Origin of the sequence: Streptomyces sp. NPDC004542, from assembly GCF_040610035.1 — a bacterium.
GTDB lineage: Bacteria > Actinomycetota > Actinomycetes > Streptomycetales > Streptomycetaceae > Streptomyces.
On record NZ_JBEXLP010000040.1, the window covers coordinates 15647 to 40032 of the forward strand.

The 24386-nt window shown below is 69.3% G+C and carries 23 protein-coding genes and 2 pseudogenes; 9 read left to right on the top strand and 16 right to left on the bottom strand.

The genetic code is table 11. The annotated features are described in order from the left end of the window. Positions 1-102: 102 nt before the first annotated feature. The 13 genes from ABZX30_RS21935 to ABZX30_RS21995 form a co-directional block, all read right to left on the bottom strand. The gene (locus ABZX30_RS21935; protein WP_355935782.1) at positions 103-558 is read right to left on the bottom strand and encodes a hypothetical protein; all 456 of its coding nucleotides are present in this window, start codon (positions 556-558) and stop codon (positions 103-105) included. After that, the gene (locus ABZX30_RS21940; protein ID WP_355935785.1) at positions 555-1307 is read right to left on the bottom strand and encodes a gamma-glutamyl-gamma-aminobutyrate hydrolase family protein; all 753 of its coding nucleotides are present in this window, start codon (positions 1305-1307) and stop codon (positions 555-557) included. Before ABZX30_RS21940 ends, ABZX30_RS21935 begins: the two co-directional genes overlap by 4 nt. Then, complete coding sequence (locus ABZX30_RS21945) at positions 1304-2644, bottom strand: hypothetical protein (RefSeq protein WP_355935787.1); 1341 nt, start codon at positions 2642-2644, stop codon at positions 1304-1306. Before ABZX30_RS21945 ends, ABZX30_RS21940 begins: the two co-directional genes overlap by 4 nt. Positions 2645-2696: 52 nt before the next feature. Continuing rightward, positions 2697-3731: an aminotransferase class I/II-fold pyridoxal phosphate-dependent enzyme gene (locus ABZX30_RS21950; protein WP_355935790.1), complete on the bottom strand. Its 1035-nt coding sequence runs from the start codon at positions 3729-3731 to the stop codon at positions 2697-2699. Positions 3732-3743: 12 nt separating this feature from the next. Further along, positions 3744-4982: a hypothetical protein gene (locus tag ABZX30_RS21955; protein WP_355935793.1), complete on the bottom strand. Its 1239-nt coding sequence runs from the start codon at positions 4980-4982 to the stop codon at positions 3744-3746. A gap of 101 nt (positions 4983-5083) precedes the next feature. Beyond that, entirely contained in the window at positions 5084-6538 is a 1455-nt protein-coding gene (locus ABZX30_RS21960) for an amidase (protein ID WP_355935796.1), read from the bottom strand. Continuing rightward, entirely contained in the window at positions 6535-7299 is a 765-nt protein-coding gene (locus ABZX30_RS21965; RefSeq protein ID WP_355935799.1) for an SDR family oxidoreductase, read from the bottom strand. The genes ABZX30_RS21960 and ABZX30_RS21965 overlap by 4 nt, the downstream gene beginning before the upstream one ends. A 52-nt stretch (positions 7300-7351) precedes the next feature. Next, positions 7352-8602 carry an AMP-binding protein gene (locus ABZX30_RS21970; RefSeq protein WP_355935802.1) on the bottom strand — a complete coding sequence of 417 codons (1251 nt, stop codon included), beginning with the start codon at positions 8600-8602 and terminating at the stop codon, positions 7352-7354. Between the two features lie 73 nt (positions 8603-8675). Beyond that, positions 8676-9740 carry a class I adenylate-forming enzyme family protein gene (locus ABZX30_RS21975; RefSeq protein WP_355935805.1) on the bottom strand — a complete coding sequence of 355 codons (1065 nt, stop codon included), beginning with the start codon at positions 9738-9740 and terminating at the stop codon, positions 8676-8678. After that, a complete protein-coding gene (locus tag ABZX30_RS21980) occupies positions 9740-10027 on the bottom strand; it encodes a hypothetical protein (RefSeq protein WP_355935807.1) in 288 nt (95 codons plus the stop codon). Before ABZX30_RS21980 ends, ABZX30_RS21975 begins: the two co-directional genes overlap by 1 nt. Next, positions 10020-10394, bottom strand: a complete 375-nt coding sequence (locus ABZX30_RS21985) for a hypothetical protein (RefSeq protein WP_355935809.1) — start codon at positions 10392-10394, stop codon at positions 10020-10022. The genes ABZX30_RS21980 and ABZX30_RS21985 overlap by 8 nt, the downstream gene beginning before the upstream one ends. Positions 10395-10448: 54 nt before the next feature. After that, positions 10449-12167, bottom strand: a complete 1719-nt coding sequence (locus ABZX30_RS21990) for a prenyltransferase/squalene oxidase repeat-containing protein (protein WP_355935812.1) — start codon at positions 12165-12167, stop codon at positions 10449-10451. Between the two features lie 4 nt (positions 12168-12171). Then, positions 12172-13434 carry an AMP-binding protein gene (locus ABZX30_RS21995; protein WP_355935815.1) on the bottom strand — a complete coding sequence of 421 codons (1263 nt, stop codon included), beginning with the start codon at positions 13432-13434 and terminating at the stop codon, positions 12172-12174. Positions 13435-13752: 318 nt separating this feature from the next. On the opposite strand from ABZX30_RS21995, the pseudogene ABZX30_RS22000 reads away from it, so the two are divergent. The 4 genes and pseudogenes from ABZX30_RS22000 to ABZX30_RS22015 all read left to right on the top strand — a co-directional run bounded on the left by ABZX30_RS22000 (position 13753) and on the right by ABZX30_RS22015 (position 16501). Continuing rightward, positions 13753-14263: pseudogene (locus ABZX30_RS22000) on the top strand (aromatic amino acid lyase). Then, positions 14208-14978: an aromatic amino acid lyase gene (locus ABZX30_RS22005; protein WP_355935818.1), complete on the top strand. Its 771-nt coding sequence runs from the start codon at positions 14208-14210 to the stop codon at positions 14976-14978. Before ABZX30_RS22000 ends, ABZX30_RS22005 begins: the two are co-directional and overlap by 56 nt. Before the next feature lie 808 nt (positions 14979-15786). Further along, positions 15787-16125: an XRE family transcriptional regulator gene (locus tag ABZX30_RS22010; RefSeq protein ID WP_355935821.1), complete on the top strand. Its 339-nt coding sequence runs from the start codon at positions 15787-15789 to the stop codon at positions 16123-16125. Positions 16126-16366: 241 nt separating this feature from the next. Continuing rightward, positions 16367-16501 (top strand): hypothetical protein, encoded by a 135-nt coding sequence (locus ABZX30_RS22015; RefSeq protein WP_355935823.1) that lies wholly within the window; start codon positions 16367-16369, stop codon positions 16499-16501. Positions 16502-16647: 146 nt separating this feature from the next. On the opposite strand, the gene ABZX30_RS22020 is transcribed toward ABZX30_RS22015, so the two are convergent. After that, positions 16648-17067 carry an arsenate reductase ArsC gene (locus ABZX30_RS22020; protein WP_355935826.1) on the bottom strand — a complete coding sequence of 140 codons (420 nt, stop codon included), beginning with the start codon at positions 17065-17067 and terminating at the stop codon, positions 16648-16650. Positions 17068-17113: 46 nt separating this feature from the next. Further along, entirely contained in the window at positions 17114-17749 is a 636-nt protein-coding gene (locus ABZX30_RS22025) for a three-helix bundle dimerization domain-containing protein (RefSeq protein WP_355935829.1), read from the bottom strand. A 103-nt stretch (positions 17750-17852) separates the two neighbouring features. On the opposite strand from ABZX30_RS22025, the gene ABZX30_RS22030 reads away from it, so the two are divergent. From ABZX30_RS22030 to ABZX30_RS22040, 3 genes and pseudogenes are all read left to right on the top strand, one after another. Next, positions 17853-18167, top strand: coding sequence for a metalloregulator ArsR/SmtB family transcription factor (locus ABZX30_RS22030; protein WP_355935831.1), 315 nt, complete (start codon positions 17853-17855; stop codon positions 18165-18167). Between the two features lie 116 nt (positions 18168-18283). Continuing rightward, positions 18284-19024 carry an MIP/aquaporin family protein gene (locus ABZX30_RS22035; RefSeq protein ID WP_355935911.1) on the top strand — a complete coding sequence of 247 codons (741 nt, stop codon included), beginning with the start codon at positions 18284-18286 and terminating at the stop codon, positions 19022-19024. Then, positions 19021-19728 (top strand): annotated as a pseudogene (locus tag ABZX30_RS22040) (FAD-dependent oxidoreductase); the annotation flags it as partial. The gene ABZX30_RS22035 and the pseudogene ABZX30_RS22040, both read left to right, overlap by 4 nt. Positions 19729-19779: 51 nt before the next feature. On the opposite strand, the gene ABZX30_RS22045 reads toward ABZX30_RS22040, so the two are convergent. Further along, on the bottom strand, positions 19780-20934 hold the full coding sequence (locus tag ABZX30_RS22045) for a substrate-binding domain-containing protein (protein WP_355935834.1): 1155 nt from the start codon (positions 20932-20934) through the stop codon (positions 19780-19782). 439 nt (positions 20935-21373) lie between these two features. Between ABZX30_RS22045 and ABZX30_RS22050 the strand changes: the two genes are divergently transcribed. Both ABZX30_RS22050 and ABZX30_RS22055 read left to right on the top strand, forming a co-directional pair. Further along, positions 21374-23890, top strand: a complete 2517-nt coding sequence (locus tag ABZX30_RS22050) for an ATP-binding protein (RefSeq protein WP_355935836.1) — start codon at positions 21374-21376, stop codon at positions 23888-23890. A gap of 1 nt (position 23891) precedes the next feature. Next, the gene (locus ABZX30_RS22055; protein WP_355935839.1) at positions 23892-24350 is read left to right on the top strand and encodes a roadblock/LC7 domain-containing protein; all 459 of its coding nucleotides are present in this window, start codon (positions 23892-23894) and stop codon (positions 24348-24350) included. Positions 24351-24386 lie beyond the last annotated feature (36 nt).

The window sequence follows — 24386 nt, forward strand, 5'->3', positions numbered from 1 at the left end:
GCTGCGAACTTCAAGGATCCTCATCAGCTTCGGCGGGCCAGCGACGAGACTCTGCGAACGAGGGCCGCCACAGTGAGTGGCGACCCTCGTTCTCCCAACGCTTCACGGACCGTCCGAGATCGGTCCCTGGGGGAGCGATGCGGTGAGGATGTCCGAGAGCAGGTCGGCCACATCCGACGGGAGCGGCCGGTCGGCAGGCGTACGGATTTCCGGGAGCGGATGCCAGCACAGCCCCTCCCCGGGTGATCCTGACCCGTCCGACCTGACCAGGAAGAGAATCTCTTCCCTCCGGGCGACCTCGCCCGCAATGATCGCGGAGACCGTCCGCTGCCGCAGCCGCTGTGGTTTCGCCGGCGGCAGAGCCAGCCGCGCGAGGAGCACCTCCGCCGCATCCTCGGCGGCCATCTTCGGATCATGCCGCATGCCTGGCAGGCTCCACGCCGGAGCCGACGCCGGGTACTCCTCCCCGACGTCCTCTCTGATCAGGAGCACGCGACTGCTTTCGTCGACCGCGATGAGGCGGATCCAGTATTCCGTGGGCCTGCGTGGAATGATCATCCGGACCGCGCAGGGGTCGGCGTGCCCGCGGGACCACCGGACCCGGCCCGAAGCGGTATGTCCTGGCACGCGGCGACGAAGGCCGTGAAGAGCGCCTCGTCGTCGGATATCTCCGGATGCCACTGCACCCCGAGGACGAAACGCCTGGCGGCGTCCTCGATCGCCTCGGGCAGACCGTCGGGACTGCGGCCCGACACACGTAGTCGACCGGGGTCGGCGACGCCTTGGTGGTGATGGGAGTTGACCCGGGCGGAGCGACCGTACACCGCGGCGACTCGGCTGCCCGCGGTGAACACCACCTCGTGCTCGCCCAGGACGCCTTCCTGAGGAAGGTGCCCGGAATGCCCGAGCACGTCGGGCAGGTGTTGGTGCAGGGTACCGCCGTACTGGAGGACGAGTAACTGCAGGCCCCGGCAGACGCCGAGCACGGGCAGGTCACGCTCCAGGGCCGCGCGCAGAAGCAGGAGTTCACCGGCGTCCCTGTCCTGGCTGGGCTGGTCGGTGGCCGGGTGGCGGTCCTGTCCGAAGTACGCCGGGTCGATGTCCGCCCCACCGGGCAGGAGCAGGCCGTCGAGCCGGTCCAGGACGTCGGCGTCGCGCTCGTCCGGGGGCAGCACGACGGCTCTCCCTCCAGCTCGGGTCACGCCACGGACGAAGGACTGCTGGATGATGGTGGCGTCGGTGTTCCAGATGTTCCAGCGAGCCTGCTCGTGATAGGCGGCGATGCCGATCACCGGGCGGCTGCTCATGCCGCCTCCACGGAGTTCAGCCCCGACCCGGGCACCGTGCGCAGGGAGTTGGTGGCGAGAGCCACGGCCGTCCGCCAGAGCGGCGAGGTCTCGTCGAGGCGGGCGCCGATCCGGGGCCGGCGGCGCAGCAGGGCGGTGCGGTCGGCCAACTCCTCGTATGGGCCATCGTTTTGTACGGCGCTGACGAACAAGTCGGCCAGTTCCACCAGGTCGGTTCCCGAAAGGCCGTGGTAGGTAGGCTCGTTGAGGCCGATCCGCAGGCCCTGGCCGGTGAAGCCGGGCAGTCCGTCCAGGAAGTTGACCTTGATGCCGGCTGTGGCGAGGCGGTCGGCCGCTGTCCTGGGGGCGATGCCGTCTGCTGCGGTATCGAGCCACAGCTGGTGGCCGGCCGAATAGCCACGGTCGGCCGCCACGACGGTCAGGCCGCGCTCGGTGAGCAGTCGGCCGAACTCCTTGGTGTTGGCCACCACGGCATGCGCGTACTCGGTGCCGCCGAAGTCGCGGAACTCCAGCAGAGCGATGCCGAGGCTGATGGTGGCCGCGAAGTGGTGGCTGCTGATCAGGTAGTCCTGCGTGTCCCGGATCCGCTTCTCGATGGCCGGGTCCCGGGTGAGCAGCACCGCCTTCTGGGGGCCGGGGAACGTCTTGTGCGTCGAGCCGCCGAAACTGTCCGCGCCCTCGTCGAGGGGGTTGGGGAGAATCCCGGCGAGGATCAGGCCGAACCAGTGACTGGCGTCCACGTGTACCACCGTTTCCGGTGAGGCTGCCCGCACCGTGGCGACGAGACTGCGGACATCGAGGGGGAAGAGGCAGTGCGACTGGTCGACGTAGACCAGTGCGGGCCGCACCCGGCTCAGCACCTGGGCGGCGTGGTCCAGGTCCAGGCTGTGAGGGTCGGGGCCGCGCAGGTACTCCACTTGCAGTCCGAGTCGCTGCGCCACGCTGGGAGTGGCGTAGTGCCCGCCGTTCTCAGGAGCGATGGTGGCCACCGTCGAGCCCGGTTCTCCGCCGAGTGTGCCGAGGGCCAGTGTCATGGCGTTCAGTCCGCTGAGCGGTTTGGTGGAGACGTAGCGGGCACGTCCCAGTTCCTCCAGCAGGGGCACGGTGAGTGCCGTCTCCAGGCTGCGCAGCCGTTCGGCGCCCCGGAAGTGCCAGCGGGCCTCGTCGCCGCTCTCGTTGAAGAAGTAGCGGTGATATGGGTCCAGTAAGAGCGGGAGCTTCGCGAGGCCGGATGTCGCGTTCTCGGAGGGCACCATGTTCAGGGTGCGGGCGGCGTCCTCCTCGTGCTCGGTGAGAAGGCGCAGGACGTCGTCCAGCGTGAGGGCGGATTGGGGCACCAGTTTCCCTTTTCTTTCAGAGGTGCGGGGTTTTCCCGTGCGGGACAGTCGGTCAGCCGGAGTGCAGGGAGCTGCGCAGTTCCGCCAGCTCCGCGCTGGTGGGGGCGGTGATCCGCAGACCTGACACGCGTCCGGGGTGCGCGCCGTCGAAGGCGCGGACGACGACGCCGTGGTCCAGGAAGTACCGCTGTGCTTCGAGCGGGTCGTCGGCCGCGACGAATCGGTAGTGGATCGGCACGCCGCGCACCACGCCGTCGAACCGTTCGGCGAGGATCTCCTCCAGCTCGGCGGAGTCGCGCAGCAGGGCCGCGCGGGTGTTCTCCACCCAGACGCCGTCGGCCAGCGCGGCGGTGGCCAGGACGCTGTCGACGTGCGATAGCGTCCAGTTCAGCTTGCGTTCCCGTACCCGTGCCGCGATATCCGCGTTGAGCGTCCACAGGGCGCCGGTGCGGGTGCCCGCTATGCCGAACAGCTTGTTGGGCGATCTGAGGACGACCACGTTGGTCAGGCCGCTGCGGACCATGGACAGTTCCCGGTGTTCGGGGATGAGCTCGATGTAGGCCTCGTCGACGATCAGCACGGACTGCGGATGGGCACGGGCCAGTGCTTCCAGGCGGTCGCGGTGCAGGTAGAGGCCGAGCGGGTTGTTGGGATTGGACAGGAAGACGTACGGGTGGGTCGCGAGCGCCTGTTCGAGTCGTTCCAGGCGGGTCTCGACGGTTTCCGTGACGCCTCGGGGCGGGTCCAGGTGGGTGGGGAACCAGCGGATGGTGTCCGTGTAGTCGGGGGTGATGACGGCGACCCGCTCGGTCGGCAGCAACTGGCCCAGAACGCGGATGAACTCGGTGATTCCGCGGCCGGGTATCAGCTGGTGCGGTTCGGCTCCCATGAAGGTCGCGTAAGCCTCGGTGAAGGCTTCCTCGGAACCGTAGGGATGGGCCAGGATCTGTTTGGGATCGATGCCGCGCAGCGCCCTTTCGACCGAGGGCGGCGGGCCGTACCGGTTGACGCAGGTCCCCAGGTCCAGATAGGGGCCGGCCGGCAGGCTGCGGAGGTCTCCGCCCTGCGAATCCAGCAAGGTCTGCATGTGCTGCTCTCCTCAGACGGTGGACTGGGGGGTGGATACGGCGCGGCGGTACTGCGTCCAGACCACGGCCAGCGCGATGAGGGTGAAGACGACCATGCCTCGGATAAACACGCGGTATCCGATGACCGAGCCGCCGATGCCCATGAGCATCGAGCCGAGCGGAATGGTGGAGAACACCGTCAGGCGCCGCAGGCTGAAGACGCGAACGCGGATCGCGGCGGGCGTCAGCCGCAGCCATACGGCTCCGCCGACGGCGACGAGGATGGAGAACAGTCCGCCGGTGGCCGCCATCGCGACGACGACCGTGGCGGGCCAGGGCGCGATGGTGGTGCCGAGCAGTACCGCCAGGATGAGGGCGAAGGCGATGCTGGCCAGCCTGAGGCTTGCTCGGGCGCCGGCCGGCGGCGGTATGCGGACCAGGACCAGGCAGCCGACCAGCATGCCGACACCGTAGGCGGACGACGCGGTGCTGTAGAGAGCGGCCTGGGCGGTGGTGGAGATGTGGTACTCGGCATTGAAGGCCGGCAGGACGGAGTAGAAGGGGAACACGATCAAGTTGCCGAGGGCGCCGAAGAAGACGAGGAAGACCAGCTCCGGATGGCTGCGGATCAGCCGCACCGATCCGGCCGCGTCCCGCCACACGCCCCGCAGCAGCGTCAGCGGATTCCCCCTGGTGACCCCGCTCGCCTCAGGTCCGCCCGTCAGCTCTGCGGCGGCCACCGCCCGGCCGAGCAGCGGAACGGCGGCCAGGGCGAGCAGCGTGCAGACCAGCGCGGCCAGGGAGACCCAACGCAGACTGCCGTAGGTGAGTAGCGCGCCCGCCGCCAACGGGGCGATGACACGGGCGACCTGAGGATGGATCTGGGTGAGCAGCGCGGTGCGAGCCGGGGGCCAGGAGGGCGGGGCCAAGTCGGCGCCGATGTTCTCGACCGCGGCCATGTAGATCTGTTGCAAGGAATAGACGAGTACGTAGCACAGGCCGGCGGCCAGGAGAGCGAAGGTCCCGCCCGGGCTCAGCCCGAACAGGTGCAGGAGCACCGTCAGCGGGGCCACCAGCACCAACAGAAGGGTGATGACGGTACGACGGCGGTCTGCGGAGTCGATCACCCCGGCAAGCAACAGGACGCTGAGGAGGGAGACGGCACTGGCGACGGCGACAACGACGCCCAGGTGGGCGCCACCGTCCGGTGCCCTGCTGATCCACCAGCTCAGTCCGAAGACGGCGAGGCCGGTCCCGATGACCGTGACCACGCTCGGCACCCACACACCGACGAAAGGTCCGGCACCGGGCGGGCGGAGAGCGACAACCGGCACACCGGGCGACGTGGCCGGGGCCTGTTCCTGAGGGTGGCTCACAGCACCTTCCTCTCCGGGCTGCCCGGCGCGTCTGCCGGAGCGGGCCAGATCCCCAGGTCCCCGACGGCCCTCGAGACGAGTTGAGCGAAGCGGATCAGCAGCGGTTCGCTGCCCGCCGGTCCGACTGCCTGCAGCGGTACGGGGATACGCGGCGCAGAGGTCACGGCGACGGGGAAGGTGATCGCCGGGAGTCCCGCGAAGCTTGCCACCGGGGAGAACCCGACCCGCTGGTCGAAGTCGGGGTCGTCCGGGCGCGGAATGGTGGAGGCGGAGGCCGAGGACTCATGAGGAGCCCGGGGCAGCCGGGGGTCCACCGGGAGCAGCCACAGGTCCACGCCTTGCTCGGTGAAGAGCGCCGGCACCCCCTCTCGGGTGAGCCGCAGTGCGTCGAGGATCTCGGTGTACCGCTCGTCCCCGATCTCGGCGCCGGCTTCCAGAGCCAGCAAGGTGGAGTCGTCCAGGTGGTCGTTGAGGCGTTGGCGGACGGCTTGGTAGCGGTCCCACGCGGTCCGCGCGCACAGTTCGTATGTCGTGGCCCGGTGGTGCCACAGTTTGTCCAGCCGGACTGTCACCACCGAGTGGCCCGCCTGTTCCAGAGTGGCGCGCAGGTGGTCGAGCCCCGAGCGGACAGCAGGGGCGAGTGCGCTGTCCAGGGCCTCGCGCACGATGCCGATCCGCAGTCCCGGGGGGTCGGGTGGGCTGTCGTGGGCCGGGCCGAGTCCGCTCAGACCCGCGCGGTTCCAGAAGTAGGCCAGGTCGTCGGCGGTCCGGGCCAGCCAGCCGGGTGCGTCCAGCAGCGGGGAGAGCTGGAACACTCCGTCGAGCAGCCGGGGGTCGTGGGTCAGTCGCAGTCCGACGACCCCGCAAGCCGCGGCCGGGTATCGCACGGACGCGACCGTGTCGGTGCCCAGCGCGATGTCGCAGATGTGCGCCGCGACCGCCACGGCGCTGCCTGTGCTCGACCCGGAGGGGTCGACGGCCGGAAAAAGAGGGTTGGCGCATCCATGGTCCTGGCCGATGCTCAGTTCCGGTGTCACGAGTTTGGCGACGACCGACGCGCCGCGCAGGGCACGCAACGGCGCGCCGGAGCGGGCGGGATGGTGCCGGTAGCGGCGCAGCCCCAGCCGGGTGGCGAAGCCGGCCACGTCCACGGTGTCCTTGACGCCGATACGCAGCTCGTGGCCCGTCGCCGGGAGCGCGCGCAGTTCGGTCGTGGCCCTGTACACCCCGTCGGCGGTGGTGGCCCACCGGTGTGCCTCGGCCCGCCAGGTGACCGGGTTGAGTTCTCCGGTGGTGAGGAATCGTGCTCGCTCGGCCAGAGACAGACGCAATCCCGCCGGGGGCCGGTCGGGCAGACCGCCGGGATCAGGCGGCGGTCCCCCGGCGCCGGTGGACGCTTGCGCCGCCGGGCCTGAGATGTCGGCGACGACGGGAGGGGGTGTGATGGTCACCGGCCCCGCTCCGCGCCGCCGTTGACCTGGACGATCTGGCCGGTGACGTGGCCGGCTGCCGAGGACGCCAGCCAGTGGACCGTCTCGGCGACGTCCTGCGGGGTGCCGGCCCGCCCGTTGAGCGTCTGGCCGACCAGGGTGCGCTCACGCTCCGGAGACAAGGCGCCCTGGAAGAACTCCGTCTCGGCGATGTAGCCGGGCGCGACCACGTTGACGGTGATGCCCTGCCCGCCCAGCGCGGCGGCGAGATCATACGCGTACGGGTGGAGCGCGGCCTTGGCCCCGCCGTACGAGCCGGAACCCGAGCCGCGGTAAGCGGCGATCGAGCTGAGCAGGACGACCCTCCCGCCGGGTGACACGAGCAGGTCCCGAACAGCCTCGGTGAGCAGCACGGTGGTCAGCGCGTTGGCGCGGAAGTTGCCGGTCCAGTGCGCTGCCGCCTGTGCGGCCGGGCTGCCCTCGGCGGGCGGGGCGCCCAGCGCGGTGTTGCCGCCCGCGCTGTGCACGAGTACGTCGACACGGCCGTACTGTCGGCCCAGGACGTCCCGGACCCGGTCGGCCTCGGCGGGCTCGGCCAGGTCCGCCGCCAGCGGCACCACCTTGACGGCGGCCCCCCCGTCGGTGATCTGCGCCGCCGTACGGTCGAGTACCTCGGCCCGGCGGCCCAGGATGACGACCTCGTCCCCGTCCTGGGCGAACTTTTCGGCGACGGCCCGGCCGATACCGGTGCCGCCTCCGCTGACCACGATCAGACGTGCCATGTGAGTCTCTTCTCCGTGTTCTCGGGTGAGTGGGTGTTGTACTGCTGGTACGTCAGTCCTGGTCCCCGGCGGGCACACCGGGCGCGACGCCCGCCTTCTCCGCGTGGACGACCAGGGGTGTCTTCTGCGTCTGGACGCTGGTGACGAGCTCGTCCACAACCTGGACGACCAGGCGGTTCGGGGAGGAACCCACGGCGAAGCCGAGCTTGTAGACCTGGGTGACGATGCGCTGGTGGACGAGGTGTTCGATGTCCCCGCGGGGCGTCTCCGACTCGACCAGGAGCCGTACCTCCATCCGCTCGTCCGGCTGACCGTGGCGGAAAAGCACCAACTGCACGTCACGGACACCGGAAACAGCGCGCGCCACGTCGGTGACGTCGGTCGGCAGCAGCAGGATGCTGGCGAATTTCAGCTGCGGATCGTCCCGGCCCAGTATCTGCAGGGCGCGGTCGGGGCGTCCGCAGGGGCAGTCGACGAACCGGCCCAGGTCGCCGATCCGGTAGCGCAGGATGGGGTTGACGCTTTCTGGATGGGTGTTGGTGACCAGCACCGCCCCGTCCTCGATCTCCACGTGCTGGTAGGGCACCACGTGGAAGGTGTCGGTGGGACAGTCGGGCTCGTTGACCCCGATCACCCAGCTCTCCGTGGAGCCGTACACGCCGTAGAGCCGGCCGTCGGGCATCAGTCGGCGCGTGATCTCGGCAGCCCGCTTGCTGTAGCCCTCGCCCGTCCACAGCAGTTTGCGGAAGGCGGGCAGCGGACGGCCGGTGGAGTCGCAGAACTCCAGAATCCGGGCTATCTGGCTGGGTGTGGCGTCCAGGGCGGTGGCGCCCAGCTGGTCGACGAAGTCCAACCAGTCCGCGAGTTCGTCGTTGGCGACCGCTCCCAGGGGGATGGTGACGGCACCCGCGTGGTGAGCGACCGCGTTGAAGAAGTTGTGCGACGACCACATCCGGCCGGGCGTGTTGAAGTTGACGAGGATGTCGTCGGAGGCGAGCGGCTGCCAGTGCCGGGCGATGTCCTCGACGAACATGCCGGTCGGCACCAGGCTGAGCCGGGGGGTACCTGTGGTCCCGCCGCTGCCGTACACGTACGCGCCGTGCGGGCGGGACCGGGCCTGCTGGACCACTCCGTCCAGGGCACCGGCCAGCGTTTCCTTTGTCAGTACGGGCAGGTCCGTGAGCGTCACGGAGTCCAGGTCCAGGAATTTCTCGTAGGTGGCGCGCAGTTCGGGTATCTCCACGACTCTGGCGAGGACATCGCGCAGTGTCGCCGAGGGCAGGGCGGCGGTGGCAGGGGGCATCGGGGGTCCCTCCCGGACGGGGTCGTGGGGGTTGCGCTCGGGGAGTGCCAGAGGCGGGTGTCGTGCCGGTGCGTCAGGTAGCCGAGGGTCGGGCTGTCATGAGGACGGCGCGTGGTGCTTGCCACGGAGGCAGCAGCCGGAGGGCGGCCTCCTCGACGGCTTGCCGCTCCGGGGGCCCACCGTGTGTGCGAACCTCGTACCACTCGCCACGCACCGGATCGTCGACGAGGAGACAGACGGGTGCCGCTGTGGGCACCGCTGTCCGCAGAGTGGCCTCAATGGCGCGCAGGTCGGCTCTCCGGCCATTGATGTTCACGGTCTTGCCGCCTCGTCCGACGAGCCGGTAGGTACGGGCGTCGACCGTCTCCACCACGTCGTCCAGGACGTGCTCCGAGGGAAAGTCGCCGCCCGCCGGCCTGGCCAGCCGAGGGCTGCGCACCGCCAGCAGCGCCTGTTGGCCCGGCACCGAGGGGTCGGCCAGGGACACGTCCGGGGCGAGCGTCCAGTCGTCGTGCTCGTGCGTACGTCGTCCGACCATTCCGGTCTCGGTCGAGCCGTGCACTTCGAACAGTCCGAGCTCGGGCCGGCGGTCTCTCACCCGGTGGGCCGCCGATGGCAGCGGTCCAGTGCTGTGGGTGACCGTCAGTCGCTCGTAGCGTGACAGTTCCGCGGGGGCGCGGTCGAAGCGCCACCACGACGACGGGACCCCGACGACGAGCAGCCGTCGAGCCGAGCGCGGGAGCGGATCGGTGGTGTGCGTGTAGTAGGCAGGACGGCCCAGCAGTGTCGGCAGCAGGGCTCCGAAAAGCATGCCGTAGAGGTGGTGCAGCGGTGCGTGGACGACGAGTGCGTCCGGTTCGGCACCGGCGAGCGCGCGGGCCAGCTCGGCGGTCTCGGCCACGAGTTGGCCCCGCCCGCGCAGCCACACAGCCGGCGGCCCGGTCGACCCGGAGGTGGCGAAGGGGACCTCGGCCGGGAGCAGCGCGAGCAGGTCCCCGGGGTCGAGGACACGCAGCCGTGACCAGTCGACCACCGCGCCCACCGGCGTCTCCTGAGCCGACAGCACCCCGTCGAGGCACTCCTGAGGGTCCAACCGGGCAGGCTGCGGGGCGGGCCGGGCCGCGGGAGGGGCGGCCATCAGAACCCGCTCTCCAAGACCGAGGCAGCCGCCCGCTTGCGGCTGACCAGGCCGACGATCGACGTGACGCTGGCGAAGGTCACTCTGAGGTCGTCCTCGACGAGGTCGATGGAGACTGCTGTGCGCTGCTCGACCACGCCGACGGAGTCGATGACTGCGAGGCTGTCGTAGTGCTCGTAAAGGACGCTGAGGGGCTGGTCGTCCTGGGACGGGTCGAGGGTGACCTTCAGGATCTCCCCGACGGCTGTCCTCACCTCCGCGCGCAGAGCCTGGTCGGGGTTACTCATGGACTGCTCCTTCGGCTGTTTCGACGAGGGACGCACCGGTGACGTGGAGTCGGGGGTCGACCAGATCGAACTGAACGAAGATGCGGTCGGGCCTGATACGCGGACGAAGTTCCTGTACGACGCGGCGTGCGAGTTCCTGCCGGAACGTTTCGCTGCGGGAGTGGTCGACAGTGAGGCGTACGAACGCGAAATCCGCTGCCAGAGGGAACGGGCCGCTGAAGAGGTCACCTTCCTGTGCGTGGGTGAATCGGGTGATGACGTGGTTGATGTCGACGTCCTGCGCACGTAGCCAGAGGCTGATGCTCTTGGTGAAGTGCTTGCGCAGAGCGGGATCGTCCACGGAGGTGTCGACCGCGATAGTGGGCATGACTGTCCTTCGAAACGGGCGCGGGGCCAAGGTCGCTCGGGGCGGGCGGGAGGTTCACAGGTTGAGCGCAGGGAGTGGGGTGTCCCTCACCAGCAGCGTTCCGAGGGCTGTGGCGAGCGGGCCGCCACTGCGATTGCCGAGCGGGCTCCAGGCGTAGCCCCCGTCGGCCAGCCGTACTCGGTCCAGGAAACGGTCCAGCGCGGGCTGGTCCACGGCGAGGCCGAGGGTCTGCTGCGTCAGGACGACCTGGTAGGTGGAGACCAGGTCCGGGACGGAACGTGACGTCGCGCCGTAGCCCCCCAGCCGCGAGGCGTATGGCGACAGCAGAAGGTCGGCTGCCTTGCGTGGGTCTTCCGCCGTGCCGCCGGTCGTGCCGTTCAGCCGGTGCAGCAGTCTCAGTCCCTGCGCGGTGGTCGAGGCGGTCACGGCGGCGCCCGGGGAGTAGCGATAGCCGGTTTCGGCCCGGCACGAATCGAGGAAGGCGCGCAAGGCGGAGGCGTCCAGTTCGTCAGTGCGGCGGCCGAGGCCCGCAAGGATGTCGACGGCCGACACTGTCGCCACCATGTCCGACGCACGGCCGTGCCAGTAACCGAAGCCTCCGTCGCTGTTCTGCAACTGCCGCAGCCAGGACACCAGCCGCTCCGCGTCGAGCTGTTTCTGATCCGCCGTGGCGAGCGCGGACACCGCCCACAGGGTGCAACGGACCTCCGCTCCCCGCCCAGGCATGTACATCACGCCGTCCTCGTACGGCAGATGGGCCGCGTGCAGCCAGTGCGCCGGAGCCTCCGACGGTTCGTCCACCCCCGTTGCCGACTGCGCCAGCAAGAGCGCGGAGGTGGCCAGGCTGTCCCCGGCGGAGGAAACAGGACGGTAGGTGAAGCCGCCTTCCGGCAGCTCGCATTCCTTCAGGAAGGCGACCACCGCGCCGCTGTCGCGCGGGCCGCGACCGAGCGTCTGCAGAGCACCGACCGCGCTGAACGCCGCCCACACGTCGGCATCGGGGTAGTCGTCCCAGCGAGTGAAGGACCCACCCGGGGACTGCCGAGCGGTGATCCAGTCGACGCAGTCCGCCTCCCGGCCGGGACTTGTCCCGAGCGCCGCCAGGGCGCGCACGCCTCGGAACGTCGCCCATAGGTCGTCCGCATGGGCCGACTCGTGGAAGACGAACCCGCCCGTGGGTGTCTGACGGCCGTTGAGCCAGCCGACCAGCGCGGGCAGATCCCATGGTGGTGGGGCGTCACCGAAGCCGGCCCTCCAGGCGGTCGCCGCGTAGTAGCACGCGCGTACATCCGAGTCCGTAGATCCCGGATACCAGCCGAGACCGCCGTCGGGCCGCTGCAGTCCGGCGAGCCAGCTCCGCAACTCGTCCCGCTGGGGGATGTCGGTGCCGAGGATCTCGGCATAGGTGCGGGCGGCGTAGTAGGTGGCCCATACATCGGCCCGTTGTCCGGGGGTCATCGCGAAGCCGCCGGACGCGTCCCGGGCGGTGGCGAGCCACTGTTCCAGCTCGGGCCGGGACGGAATACCAGTACCGAGGTCGGTGAGCGCCTGCGTGCAGTAGTAGGTGGCCCAGACGTCCGACGCCAGACCCTTTTGCCAGGCGTATCCGCCGTCCGAGTTCTGTGCGGAGAGAAGGAAACGTGCTGTTCCCTCTGGATCCGTCGGCTTTTCGCCGAGCCATGTCAGGGTACGGACGGCCGCATAGGTGCACCACAGGTCCGCACCGCCCTGCCGAGCCCCGCCGTCAGATGTCCGTAACGCGTCGAAAAGCAATTTCCTACCCCACCCACTGGATATTGGTGCGTTTCCAGTTCTTCTGGCTGCCGCCGGACTTGTTCACTGACGGAAGCTCCTCCACGGAGACGATCTGTGTCCATTCGATGCCTATTCCGGCGAATTCTTTCCGGAGTGTCTCGTGGAGTTCTTCCGGATCGCCGGAGAAGTCGACGTCCTGCTCCAGGACCAGCCGGGCGGAGATGCCCTCGGGGCGCTTGAGCTGCACCAGGTAACCCGTCACGCCGACCGCCGAATAGACGATCTCCTCGATGGCGCCCGCGGACAGTGGAACACCGCTGACCGTCACGCCCTCCGTGTTCCGGCCGTGGACGGTCACCACGGGCAGGCCCAGTCCGCATCCGCAGTCCTGTCCGCTGCCCACCGTGATCAGGTCGCCGGTCGCGTACCTGAGCAGCGGCCGGGCGTAGTTGTTGAGTGTGGTGACCACCAACTCTCCGGTGCAACCCGGCTCGGCTGCCGACAGGCGGTCGCCGTCCAGCACTTCCACCACGTGGCTCTGCAACAGCAGGTGCAGCCGGTCCTGTTCACAGCCGGCGGCGATGGTCCCGGTCTCCGTGCTGCCGTACGACACGTCGATCACCCGCGCGTCCCAGATCTCGGCGAGGCGCGCCCGCAGTGACCGGCTGCTCACTTCGCCGAGCAACATCAGCGACTCGACGCCGGCTCGGACCTGGGCGAGTCTTCCGCGCCGCTTCAGCAGGCGCGTCCACTGAAGGATCACGCCGGGGGCCGCGAACACATGCTGGGGCCGATAGCCGTCGAACAGAGATTCCAGTCGGTCCCAGTCGCAGATGCCCTGCGTGAAGGGGTAGGCCCGCAGCATGGTGCACCCCAGATACTCCGCCGCGCCGGACACCAGGTCGCACACGGGCGCCACATCGGACGGCAGCAGCGCGGCGACCCGGTCACCCGGGCTCAGCACCCGACTCCAGAGCGTGGCGACCGAGACGGTGTTCCATATCGAGTCCTCCACCAACCGGGGAGTAGGGGTCGGAACACCAGTGGAACCCGAGGTCTCGTAATACTTGTGGTACGGGGTATCGGTGCGTCGCAGGAAATTCGACGGGTCCTTCTTGAGCGCGGCCTTCGGCGTCACCGGGAGAGCTTCCAGTGACTTTTCTCCGACCGCTTTTTGTGACGAGTAGTAAGGGCTCTGTGTAGCACGCTCCCACAGGCTCGCCAGTTTTCTCTGCTGGCTTTCAGAGACTAACTCATCGGTGAACTTTCCATCAGTCAGGCGCAATCTTTCCGCATGCGCCTCGGATAAATGGAATGTTTCTTCCAGGCCTGAATGTATCAAGGGGATGATTCCCTTCGGGCAGGCAGGCGACCCCCGGACGAAAGAATCCTTGCATGGGGCAGCGATCCTGTGAATGGATCACATGTGGTTGAAATGCGGAGCAATGAAAACTTCATTTTTGATCAACAAATGACCTTGTAAACACGGGCAAAACGGGCTGACATTGCGGGTTTGTGTCGCGCTTTCCGACACGCCAGTGCCAGGCGGGACCCGCTTGTACGGTCGACCGGACCGCACCCCGACTCGACGGACGGTCACATGATGCCGCGCAACGAACAGGCCGCTCGCGTTCTCACCCTCCCCACTCGACTCACACCCGCCGACCTCGAACGTGCCGCGGGACCGATCGACGTCGTCGTGGCCTCCGAGGCGCGTGTCCGCGTCGCCGAGTGCCACGCTTTCCTCGCCCAGCGCCTCGACTCCGGAGCGGTGGTCTACGGAGCCAGTACCGGGTTCGGGCCCCTCGTCGGATACAAAGGCCGGACAGAGGCGGCCGACCAGTGCGACAACGTGCTCGCCCACCTCACCTGCGGTCAGGGCGATGATCTGCCGTCGCCCGTAGTGCGGGCCATGCTGCTGGTGCGCCTGGCCTCACTCTCGCGGGCACTCGGCGGTCACCCCCGGGGTCCTGGACTTCCTCGCCACGGTCCTGCGTACGGACTTCTCACCCGCTGTACCCCGACTCGGCTCCGTGGGTGCGAGCGGGGTCACCAGCCATGCTGGACGTCTACGGCCACCCCGACGCTGTACGCGTCGGAGCCACCTTGCGTGATCTGCTCGGCGGAACCGTACCGACCGGGCAGCGCCCCCTGCAGGAGCCGTACAGCATCCGCTGCGCCCCACAGCTGCTGGGTGCCGCCGGCGCCGCCCTGCGGCACGCCGGGGAAATGATCGGCGACGATCTGGGCGGGATCAGCGACAACCCGTTGTGTTTCCCGGAAACGGGGGAAATAGCGCACGGGGGCAACTTCTTCGGCCAGCCTGTCGCCTTTGCGGCAGACCTGCTCACTTTGGTCGCCGTCCAGGTCGGAAACCTGGCCGAGCGTCAACTCGACCTGCTGGTCGATCCCCAGCGAAATGGTGGCCTGCCCCCCATGCTGGCCCCTGATCCAGGCCGTCAGCATGCTGTGCAGGGTGTGCAGTTGGCGGCCACCGCGATGATCGCCCAGATGCGGCGCACCGCGACGCCGGCGTCGGTTCAGAGCCTGCCGACCAACGGGCACAATCAGGACATCGTCCCCTTCGGTACCCAGGCGGCGCTCAACGCCCTGGACCAGGCTGAGCTGCTTCGGCTCGTGCAGGGTTCACTGGCCCTCGCACTACGCCAGGCCGCGTACGTCGGCGCCCGTCGCCCCAAGGCTCCGGCCTGCGCCGCGTTTCTTTCCCGGCTGACCGACGCACTCCTTCCGATCGACCCCGACCGCCCGCTGGACGTGGACGTACGCCTCGCAGCCGAGCTGCTCGACCGGGTGTCAGGTGAGGTCTGAATCTCGGGGGAAAGGGTCCATGGGATGGGGTGGAGGGTGTTCATCCGGGACGCGTTCTGGACGCAGGTTGGACACAAGGATCGGAAAAGACCGGCAAGGGCCGATAATGACTGAGGCGCCAAAACGCGCCTGACCTGCGAAAACGGCCAAGATTGGCACTCGTTGACAAGGGTCGCCAAGATCTTCAAAGGACTCATAATCCGTCGGTCGTGGGTTCGAGTCCCACCCGCCCCACTTGTGTAGGCCCCTGACCTGCGGAAACGTTCAATTTGTCCCGTCGGATCGCCAACTTGGCCTGAACGGACTGAATCCGCTGCTCGTGGGTTTGGAGTCGGGTGGTGGCCGGGGAGCTGTAGCCCTTCTGGCCTGCGACGGAGTAGATGGTCCAAGGTGTCGCTCGGCGTCCGGGTCGCTGCCTTGAGGTTGATGACGAAACCCAGGGGCCGTACAGGGGCCGGGGCGGCGTAGCCGGGTCTTGGCCGACGGTGTCTCTGAGGCGGTTCGCTGTCTGCATACACCTGTCGTGTGGACAAGGGATCGACATCCCCTCGCGGCCAGTCGAATACCGGGCCGGCAGCGAGGGCGGCACGGCCGCCGGTACGTCTGGTTCGCGGTCCGGGGGGCTCGGGAACTACCTGACGAGGAAACGGCCCTGCGGGGGTCGTCATCGGCCTCTTCGCCAGGCAGTGATCCTGGTCGGTGGTGACAAGGCGGGCAACTGGTCCGGCTGGTATCGCGTCGCGGTGCCTCAGGCGGAGCAGGCGTACGCGGAGCATCTGAAGCGAATCGATGGAGAGGACGGGGCGCGATGACTGATCACCTCAAGGACCCGCAGGCTGTCTCCTGGGGAGAACTGACCGAGGGTTTCGCCTTCACCGATGCCGAAAAGGACCAGATTCAGAAGGGGGCGCAGGCGATGGTCCTGGCCTCCCGTGTGCACCGCCTCGCCGAGTCGCGGAAGCGGCAGCACACCACACAGGTTCAGGTTGCCGAAGCCATGGGTGTCACCCAGGCCCGCGTCTCACGCATCGAGAAGGGCCAGCTGGAGCGCAGCGAGGTCGACACCCTCGCCGCCTACGTCAAGGCACTCGGCGGCAAGTTGAAGATCGTCGCTGATTTCGGTGACGAGACCTACGTCCTCGGCTGACAGGGCGGATACGGATGCGCTCCATTGATGCCGGAGAGGTCATTGGCGGGTGGCGTCTTCCCGAGGGCTGAGTGCCCGAGTCGGGACGCTGATGGGACGCAGGGAAACGGAAGTGGCCGCCTCGGAGGTGTCTTGTCGACGCTGCCCTGCGGGGACGGAGGCAGGCGAGGGGGGCGGCAGACCGGGGGTACTCCGTAACCTCCGGAGCACGGGGCCGTTCGCCGCGACCGGCTGTCAGGCGGTGGTCGTCGTCGAGCACGAACACGCCGACCTCGACGACGACCACCCCCGTCTCGCCGATGCCACGCGAGTCGGAACCAGTTGGTGGCACAGCCACGACCACCGGCACGACCCGCTGCACGGGGCCCACCACTGACGCCTACCGCCTCACCCCGGCACCGGAACCGGGCTGGGCACCGCGAGGTACCCGGCCCGGTGCAGCCGCGCCACCAGCCCCGCGCACGCGAACCCGGTGGCCGCCAACGACGATGACCTCGCGTATGCCGGTATCGGTCGCTGAGGTCACGCCTCTTGCTGGGCTTCGATCTCGGCGATCAGGGCCTCGATGCGGGTCCTGATCTCGTCGCGGATGGGGCGGACGGCCTCGACGCCCTTGCCGGCCGGGTCTTCCAGCGCCCAGTCGAGGTACTTCTTGCCGGGGAAGATCGGGCAGGCGTCGCCGCAGCCCATGGTGATGACGTAGTCGGACGCCTGGACAGCCTCCGTGGTGAGGATCTTCGGCTTGGCAGCGGAGATGTCGACGCCGACTTCCTTCATGGCCTCGACCGCGGCCGGGTTGACCTGGTCGCCCGGGATGGAGCCGGCGGAGCGGACCTCGATCCGGTCGCCCGCGAGGTGGGAGAGGAATCCGGCGGCCATCTGCGAGCGGCCGGCGTTGTGGACGCAGACGAACAGCACGGAGGCGAGCGGGCTGGAGGACATCGGTTCTTCCTTCGTAAGCGGATCAAGAGGTTGCAGGGGGGTGGCTTCAGGTGCTCGGCAGGCAGGCGAGCAGTTCGGTGATGTGGGGGTCGATCTCGTCGCGGATGCCGTGTACGACGGCGACCGGGGCGCCCTCGGGGTCCGTGACCGGCCAGTCCAGGTAGCGGCGGCCCGGCAGCACGGGACAGGCGTCGCCGCGGCCCCTCGTGATGACGATGTCGGCTGCCTGCACGGCCTCGTCGGTCAGCGGCTTCAAAAACGCCTCCGCCAGGTCGACACCCGCCTCGGTCAGCACCTGCGCGACAACCGGCTCGACCTCACCGGCCGGTTGTGTACCGGCGGACGACACGACCACGTGGCCGCCGGCCCGGTGAGCGAGGAGTGCGGCGGCCATCTGCGAGCGGCCGGCGTCGTGGCTGCACACGAACAGCACCCGCGGCAGGCCGCTGCCCGGCGCACCCTCGATGTGAGCCAGCGCATCCAGCCGTTCTGTGGCGAGGTGCTCGGCCAGCACAACCAGGTGCGTGCGGACGCGGGCGTGCTCGGCGAGGCGCTCGTAGGAGTCGATGATCAGGCGCTGGATGGTCTCCGGGGAGAAGTGCCCGCGACAGCGCACCGCGAGCCGGGCGGTACCCGTCGCGAGGCGTTCGTCGGGCAGGACGGGGGGCGGGGATGCGGTCATGGGAACCCCCCTTCGGGCGTGGGTCCCCACTCGTGCTGGGATGCGGGTCCCAAGGATCACTCCATGCTGGTATCAGCTGGGAGTGATGTGAGAGTATCAGTCCATGCTGACGTCAGTCGACACTGATCTGTTGCGGGTCCTGGCCGACCCGCTCCGCCTCCAGATCGTCACCTTGCTGGCCAAGGAGACGCTCTGCTCCACGCACCTGATCGAGGAGACGGGGGCCAGACAGACCAACATCTCCAACCACCTGAAGGTGCTGCGCGAGGCGGGGATCGTGGAGACGGAGCCATGCGGCCGGTTCACCTACTACCGGCTCAAGCCCGACGTCATCGCCTCGCTTGCCGGTCAGTTCGCCGACCTCGCGGCGACCGCGCGCGCCACCGCCGAGAACAACGTCAAGCGGTCCTGTCCCTGATTTCCCCGGCGCCCGTCCATCGCCGCGTCCTGTCGCCGTTCCACCTGCACCGAGGAGTCCTGTTGACCGCCACCGAGGCCACCGAGGCCACCGAGCACGACAGAACAGAGGGCGCCATGGCCCCGGCCGCCGCGCCGCAGCCCGCCCCGGGTGCCACACCGCCCCAGACTCCTCCGCTGCTCGCCAGGGCCGCAGCCGAACTGGTCGGCACGGCTGCGCTCGTCGCGGTCGTGGTCGGCTCCGGCATCCAGGCCACCGAACTGACCAAGGACGTCGGCCTGCAGCTGCTGGCCAACTCCACGGCCACCGTCTTCGGCCTCGGCGTGCTGATCGCCCTGCTCGGCCCGGTCTCCGGCGCCCACTTCAACCCCGTGGTCACCCTGGCCGAGTGGTTCACCGCCCGTCGCGGCGGCGCCGGCGTCACCTCGCGCGAGGCTGCCGTGTACGTCCCTGCCCAGATCATGGGCGCGATCGCGGGTGCGGTCCTGGCGGATGCGATGTTCGGCGAGCCGCTGGTGAAGTGGTCCACCCACGACCGCTCCGCCGGCCACCTGCTGCTCGGCGAGGTCGTCGCCACGGCCGGGCTGATCCTGCTGATCTTCGGCCTGGCCCGCACCGACCGCCTGCGCTTCGCCCCCATCGCGGTCGCCTCCTACATCGGCGCCGCCTACTGGTTCACCTCGTCCACGTCCTTCGCCAACCCGGCGGTGACCATCGGCCGAGCCTTCACCGACACCTTCGCGGGCATCGCACCCGGCTCGCTCGTCGGGTTCGTCGGCATGCAACTCGTCGGCGCCGTGGTCGGGCTGGCACTGGTCGCCCTCATCTTCATGCCCGGTCGCAAAGCCGCCGAGTGACGCGTACTTCCCAGGTGGTGGTGATCGGCGGCGGCCAGTCCGGCCTCGCCGCCGGCTACCACCTGCGCCGCCTAGGTCTCGACTTCGTCATCCTCGACGCCCAGGCCGCTCCGGGCGGCGCCTGGCAGCACACCTGGGACTCCCTGTCCCTGTTCTCACCGGCCGCGTACTCCTCACTGCCCGGCCGCCTCATGCCATCTCAGAACGGCAAGACGTACCCCGACGCGCAGCATGTGGTGGACTACCTCGCCGACTACGAGAAGCGATACGAGCTTCCCGTCGAGCGAGGCGTGCGTGTCCGCGGCGTCCACAGAGACGGCCAACTCCTGCGTGTGGAGACCGACTCCGGCACCTGGACCGCCCGCGCGGTGATCAGCGCGACCGGCACCTGGTGGCGCCCCTTCCCCGCCGTCCCCGGCCGCAGGGACTTCGGCGGTCGGCAGCTGCACACCGTCGGATACCGGCGAGCGCAGGACTTCGCCGGCCGTCGCGTGATCGTGGTGGGCGGTGGCAACTCCGGTGCACAGATCGCCGCTGACCTCGCCTACGACGCCGAGCTGACCTGGGTCACCCAGCGCCCGCCCCGCTTCCTGGCCGACGACATCGACGGCCGCGCCCTGTTCGACGCGGCAACCGCCCGCCGCCGCGCACTCGACGAGGACCGCACCGATACCGGCGGCGTTGCCTCACTCGGCGACATCGTCGTACGCGTCGCAGCGCTACTGCCGGAGGCGGTGACGGAATTCGGCGCCTGGCTACTTGTCCCACATCTTGCGGTAGGCCTCGCGGTAGCCCTCGGAGTCCCAGGACGGCGCACCGCCGCTGTTGGCCGTGGTGGTGATGTGGACGGGGGCCACGTACCCGCTGGACGGTTTGCCCGCGAAGGCGCGGTTGAACTCGTCGATGATCTGCCAGCCCTGCTCGGACAGCGGTTCGGGGACGGTGGCGGCCTGGAACTCCCTGCCGTTGATGCGCTCGAAGGCCGACGGGGCGCCGTCACCGGCCCCGATGTTGAATGGGGCTCCCGCACCGTCCTTTCCGGCCGCACGCAGGGCGGAGCTCGCATAGCCGAAGTACAGGTCGTTGATGGCGGCGGAGTAGGTCCATCTGTTGCCGAAGCGGGAGGCGAGGGAGGAGACCCGGTCGATGGTAAGGCTGTTGGCCCGGGGGATCGGGATGTTCTCGTAGCTCAGCAGCGTCACGCCGGAGCAGGTGGCGAGTTCCTTCTTGATCAGGTCGGACTTGTGCTTCGCGAACGGGATCGTGGCGTCGGTGAACAGCACGACGCCCGCACGGCCGTTGGACTGCGCGATGATCCAGTCGGCGCTGAGCCTCGCCACGTCCTCGACCCGTGTGGTGATGTTGGTGAACAGCTTCGGGTTCTTGCTGGGGCCGGGGGCGGTGACGGCGTGCCAGCCGATCAGCGGGATGCGGGCGGCGTCCGCCCGTGCCACCTGCTCGGCGGTGGAGGAAGGATCGAAGCCGCCGATGACTATGCCGTCGGGTTTGAGGGCGAGGGCCTGGTCGAAGGCGTTCTTGAGCCCTGCCGGCGTGCCCTGGCCGTTGATGGTGCGGACGTGCCAGCCGATGATGCCGGCGGCTTCCTGGACGCCTTTGGCGACGCCCTCGACACCGGGATTGGTGAGCGTTTGCGCGATGTAGACGATGTTCCGGTCGGGGACGACCGCGGGTCCGTTGGTCGGTCCGGACCAGGGTGCGTCGACGTCCTCGGCCGCCTTGACGCCTTGCTTGACCCGGGCGAGGGTGCCGGGGCAGCCGGGTTTGGCCGAGTCACCGGAGCCCGCGGCGACGGATCCGGCGGTCGCGGTGCCGCTGTCGCAGCCGGCGACGAGTGTGACGGTGGCCAGGAGGGCGGTCGCCGTCAGGGCTGCCTTGCGGGTGGGGTGCACGGGATCTCCAACACGGGGCATGAGGGTGCGGTGAGGCTGGGCGAGGGGGGAGGGACTTCGGGGCGGGCGACAGCTCCGGCGCGCGGCACCGTGACAAGGGCCCGCTTCGCCTCGTACGGACAGGTCTGCGGACCACGGCGTGGCGGCGGTCCCGAGCGGTGGCCCGGGGTGGGAGGGGCGGCGGCACGCTTGCTGCCGAGGAATCATGCTCAACGGGTCGGTTCGCGTCAATTCCTCCGCCCGGCGCAGTACTTTCGTCGGCGGCGCGCGGTGCCACGACGGCCATCGTGGACGGGACATCACGGTGTGTCGATCGGACGTGAAAAATCCGTAATCAATTTTTGATGATCATAAGCCTGTGATGTCGCTGCGCCTGCGGATACGCTCACGCCACAGATTTTCAGACACTGGCGTGATTTCATCGTCGAAGGAGACCCGGGTGTCCACCAGCAGACGGAACCCGCCGCTCGCCCCCGAACCACCGGGGACGACCGACCGGCACTCGCGGTCGGGTCGCAAGGCGGCGAACGTCCTCGACCGGTGGCCCTTCCGCCGCAAGCTCAACGTCCTGGTGATCGCTCCGATCGCGGCCGTCGGTGTGCTTCTCGGAGTCGGCGCCTACAGCCAGGCCCGGCAGGCCCGGGACGCGGGCCGAATAGCGGACCTGGTGCGCGACAGCGAACAGGTCGCGCGGCTCATCAACGAGGTACAGGCCGAACACCGGCAGGCGCTCCTGCTCTCCGTGCAGTACGAAACGGCCCGCCCCGGAGCCCCCCTGCCGTCGACCGTCGACTACCGCCGGGCGGAGCGGAACACCGATAAGCAGGTCACCGCCGTGCGTTCGGCGTTCGGCGCGGGCCTGCCGCGCGAGGAGGTGCAGGCGCTCGACTACATCCGCGGCCTCGGTGTCCTGCGCGACAGGCTCGAACGCGGCTATGTCGCCGTCGCCGACATCGACCCCGCCTACGCCTCCGCTGTCGGCTACCTGATCGACGGCATCGGTCTGGACCGTTACTCCGGCACCTCGTCGTCCACGGTCACGGCACTTCTCGACACGGTGCTGCGCGCCGACGCCGCCCACGCGTCCTTCGAGAGCGCGGTGTTCTCCGCGCAGACCCGGGACGCCAACGCCCTCGACGAGTACAACCGCGCGGTCGCCTCCCGCGCCCTCTACGACCAGCAGTCCCGCCGGTTCCAGCGGATCGCCGAACCCGCTCAGGCGCTGGCCATGGACGGCATCGAGCGCAGCGCCGAGCAGAACGGCATCGAGGCCGCCTTCGCGCAGCTGCAGATCGATCCCGAGGCCCTGCAGGGCAAGACACCGGCGCAGTTGCGCAGTGCGATCGCCGACGGGACGCGCCAGTCCGCGACCCGCCTCGGCATCACCCGGTCACTGATCGAGCAGACCGCCGCCGAGGCCGACAGCGACTCCGCCAACGCCCTGCGAGGCGCGCTGTACCTGCTCGGTCTGGCCGTACTCGGCTTTGTCGCCTGGCTGACCTTCTCCGTCCTGGTCCGGCGCTCGGTCGTACGTCCCCTGGTGGCCCTGACCGACGCCGCCCAGCAGGTGGTCGACGTGGCGGGCGAGGAACTGGCCCGGGTCGCGGACGACGAATCCGACGACATCAGCCGGTTGCAGCCGCGGCCCATCCCCGTCCCTGTGCGCGACGAGATCGGTGGGCTGGCCGAGGTGTTCAACCAGGTACAGACGACCGCGGCCCAGCTGCTGGAGCGACAGGTACTGAGCCGCCGCAACGTGGCCGAGATGTTCGGCAACGTCGGCCGCAGAGTGAGCATCCTGACGACCCGCCAGCTGTTTCTGATCGATGCGATGGAGAGGGAGGAGACCGACCTTCAACTCCTCGAACAGCTGTACCGCATCGACCACATCGCCGTACGCCTCCAGCGCAACGCCGACAGTCTGATGCTGCTCGCCGGCGTCCGGGAGAGCGGCTTCGAGTCCCGGCCGATCCCGCTGGCCGACGTCGTCCGGGCCTCGCTCGCCCAGATCGAGGGCTATGAGCGGGTGTCCCTGCGGTCCGGGACGGAGTCCGCCGTCGTGCCCGACGTCATCGGTGACCTGACCTTGATGTTCGCCGAACTGCTGGAGAACGCGGTCGCGTTCTCCCCCTCCGACACTCCCGTCGAGGTGGTGGTCCGCCCCGGCGCCGACATCGCCGAGGACGGCGGCGCTCTGATCGAGATCATCGACCACGGCCTCGGCATGGACCCCGGACGCCTCGCCGAGGAGAACGCCCGGCTGATCCGCCGGGAACGGCTCGATCTCGCACCGACCGAGGTACTCGGTCTCTTCGTGGTCGGGAGCCTCGCCCGGCGCTGGGGTGTGCGGGTGACCCTGACCCGCACACCGGGCGGCGGCGTCACCGCCACCGTGTGGGTACCCGCGGCGCTCCTGTCGGTCATGAGCCCCGCAGACACCCCGGAGCCCGTGACCGCGGGCCCGATCGCGAACGTGACGCCGTTGTCGGCGAGGGCGGAGAAGGAGAAGACCACCGGGCCGGCCCCGTCGCCCCCGCCGGCCGCTGTTTCCACCGTCCGCCCGCACCGGCAGGGGGCCCCGTCGCCGCGCGGTGAGCTGCCCCGGCGCGTCAGGCCCCCCGCCGACGCGGGGCCGGCCACTGTGGAACAGCCCGCCGCGCGGACCGAGGCGGAGCGGAACGCCACGCCGGACACACCGTCATCACCGAGTACCTCCCGGCCGCTGCGTCGGCGGCAGCGGGGAGCGACACTCGCCCGGACCGCCACCCCGGTCGACCGGACACCGTCGGCCGCACGGCAGCCCCTGGACGCCGAGGCCGTCCGTTCGGAACTCGACGCGTTCGAAGCCGCGGTACTCCGGGCGGAGCAGGACTACGACCATGCTCCGACGGGGTCCGCACCATCTCAGCACCAGGAATCCCAGAAGGAGCCGGGCAGTGCCCACGTCGACAGCTGACATGAGTTCCGAGAAGCCGGAACCGACCGACCTGCGGACCGCCGCGGCCGATTTCACCTGGCTGCTGGAACGTTTTGCCGCAGACACCGCCGGTGTGTCCGACGCCATCGCGGTGTCGTCGGACGGTCTGCTGATCGCTACCTCCCGGCAGTGTGAGCAGGCCGACTCCGAACGGCTCGCCGCGATCGTGGCCGGTCTGACGAGCCTCGCCGCGGGCGCATCCGGAAACTACGGTCTCGGCGCCCTCAACAAGGTCATCCTCGACCTGGAGCACGGCCATGTGCTGGTGTCGGCCATCGGAGCAGGTGCCGTCCTCGGCATCGTGACCTCCTCCGAGGCCGCGAAGCTGGGCAACATCGCCTACGCCATGACCCTTTTCGCCAAACGGGCCGGGGCCGCGCTCACCCCCCAACTGGTGCTGGAGCTGAAGAACAGTGTCGGCACGGCGTCGGCCCGCTGACCTTTCCCGGGCCGAGCACGGGTGCAGGCACATCGT

Bases quoted from the DNA above. Each gene is read 5' to 3' on its own strand.
- ABZX30_RS21935 (WP_355935782.1), bottom strand. From the start codon at position 558: ATGATCATTCCACGCAGGCCCACGGAATACTGGATCCGCCTCATCGCG.
- ABZX30_RS21940 (WP_355935785.1), bottom strand. From the start codon at position 1,307: ATGAGCAGCCGCCCGGTGATCGGCATCGCCGCCTATCACGAGCAGGCT.
- ABZX30_RS21950 (WP_355935790.1), bottom strand. From the start codon at position 3,731: ATGCAGACCTTGCTGGATTCGCAGGGCGGAGACCTCCGCAGCCTGCCG.
- ABZX30_RS21965 (WP_355935799.1), bottom strand. From the start codon at position 7,299: ATGGCACGTCTGATCGTGGTCAGCGGAGGCGGCACCGGTATCGGCCGG.
- ABZX30_RS21970 (WP_355935802.1), bottom strand. From the start codon at position 8,602: ATGCCCCCTGCCACCGCCGCCCTGCCCTCGGCGACACTGCGCGATGTC.
- ABZX30_RS21975 (WP_355935805.1), bottom strand. From the start codon at position 9,740: ATGGCCGCCCCTCCCGCGGCCCGGCCCGCCCCGCAGCCTGCCCGGTTG.
- ABZX30_RS21980 (WP_355935807.1), bottom strand. From the start codon at position 10,027: ATGAGTAACCCCGACCAGGCTCTGCGCGCGGAGGTGAGGACAGCCGTC.
- ABZX30_RS21985 (WP_355935809.1), bottom strand. From the start codon at position 10,394: ATGCCCACTATCGCGGTCGACACCTCCGTGGACGATCCCGCTCTGCGC.
- ABZX30_RS22005 (WP_355935818.1), top strand. From the start codon at position 14,208: ATGCTGGACGTCTACGGCCACCCCGACGCTGTACGCGTCGGAGCCACC.
- ABZX30_RS22010 (WP_355935821.1), top strand. From the start codon at position 15,787: ATGACTGATCACCTCAAGGACCCGCAGGCTGTCTCCTGGGGAGAACTG.
- ABZX30_RS22020 (WP_355935826.1), bottom strand. From the start codon at position 17,067: ATGTCCTCCAGCCCGCTCGCCTCCGTGCTGTTCGTCTGCGTCCACAAC.
- ABZX30_RS22025 (WP_355935829.1), bottom strand. From the start codon at position 17,749: ATGACCGCATCCCCGCCCCCCGTCCTGCCCGACGAACGCCTCGCGACG.
- ABZX30_RS22030 (WP_355935831.1), top strand. From the start codon at position 17,853: ATGCTGACGTCAGTCGACACTGATCTGTTGCGGGTCCTGGCCGACCCG.
- ABZX30_RS22035 (WP_355935911.1), top strand. From the start codon at position 18,284: ATGGCCCCGGCCGCCGCGCCGCAGCCCGCCCCGGGTGCCACACCGCCC.
- ABZX30_RS22055 (WP_355935839.1), top strand. From the start codon at position 23,892: ATGAGTTCCGAGAAGCCGGAACCGACCGACCTGCGGACCGCCGCGGCC.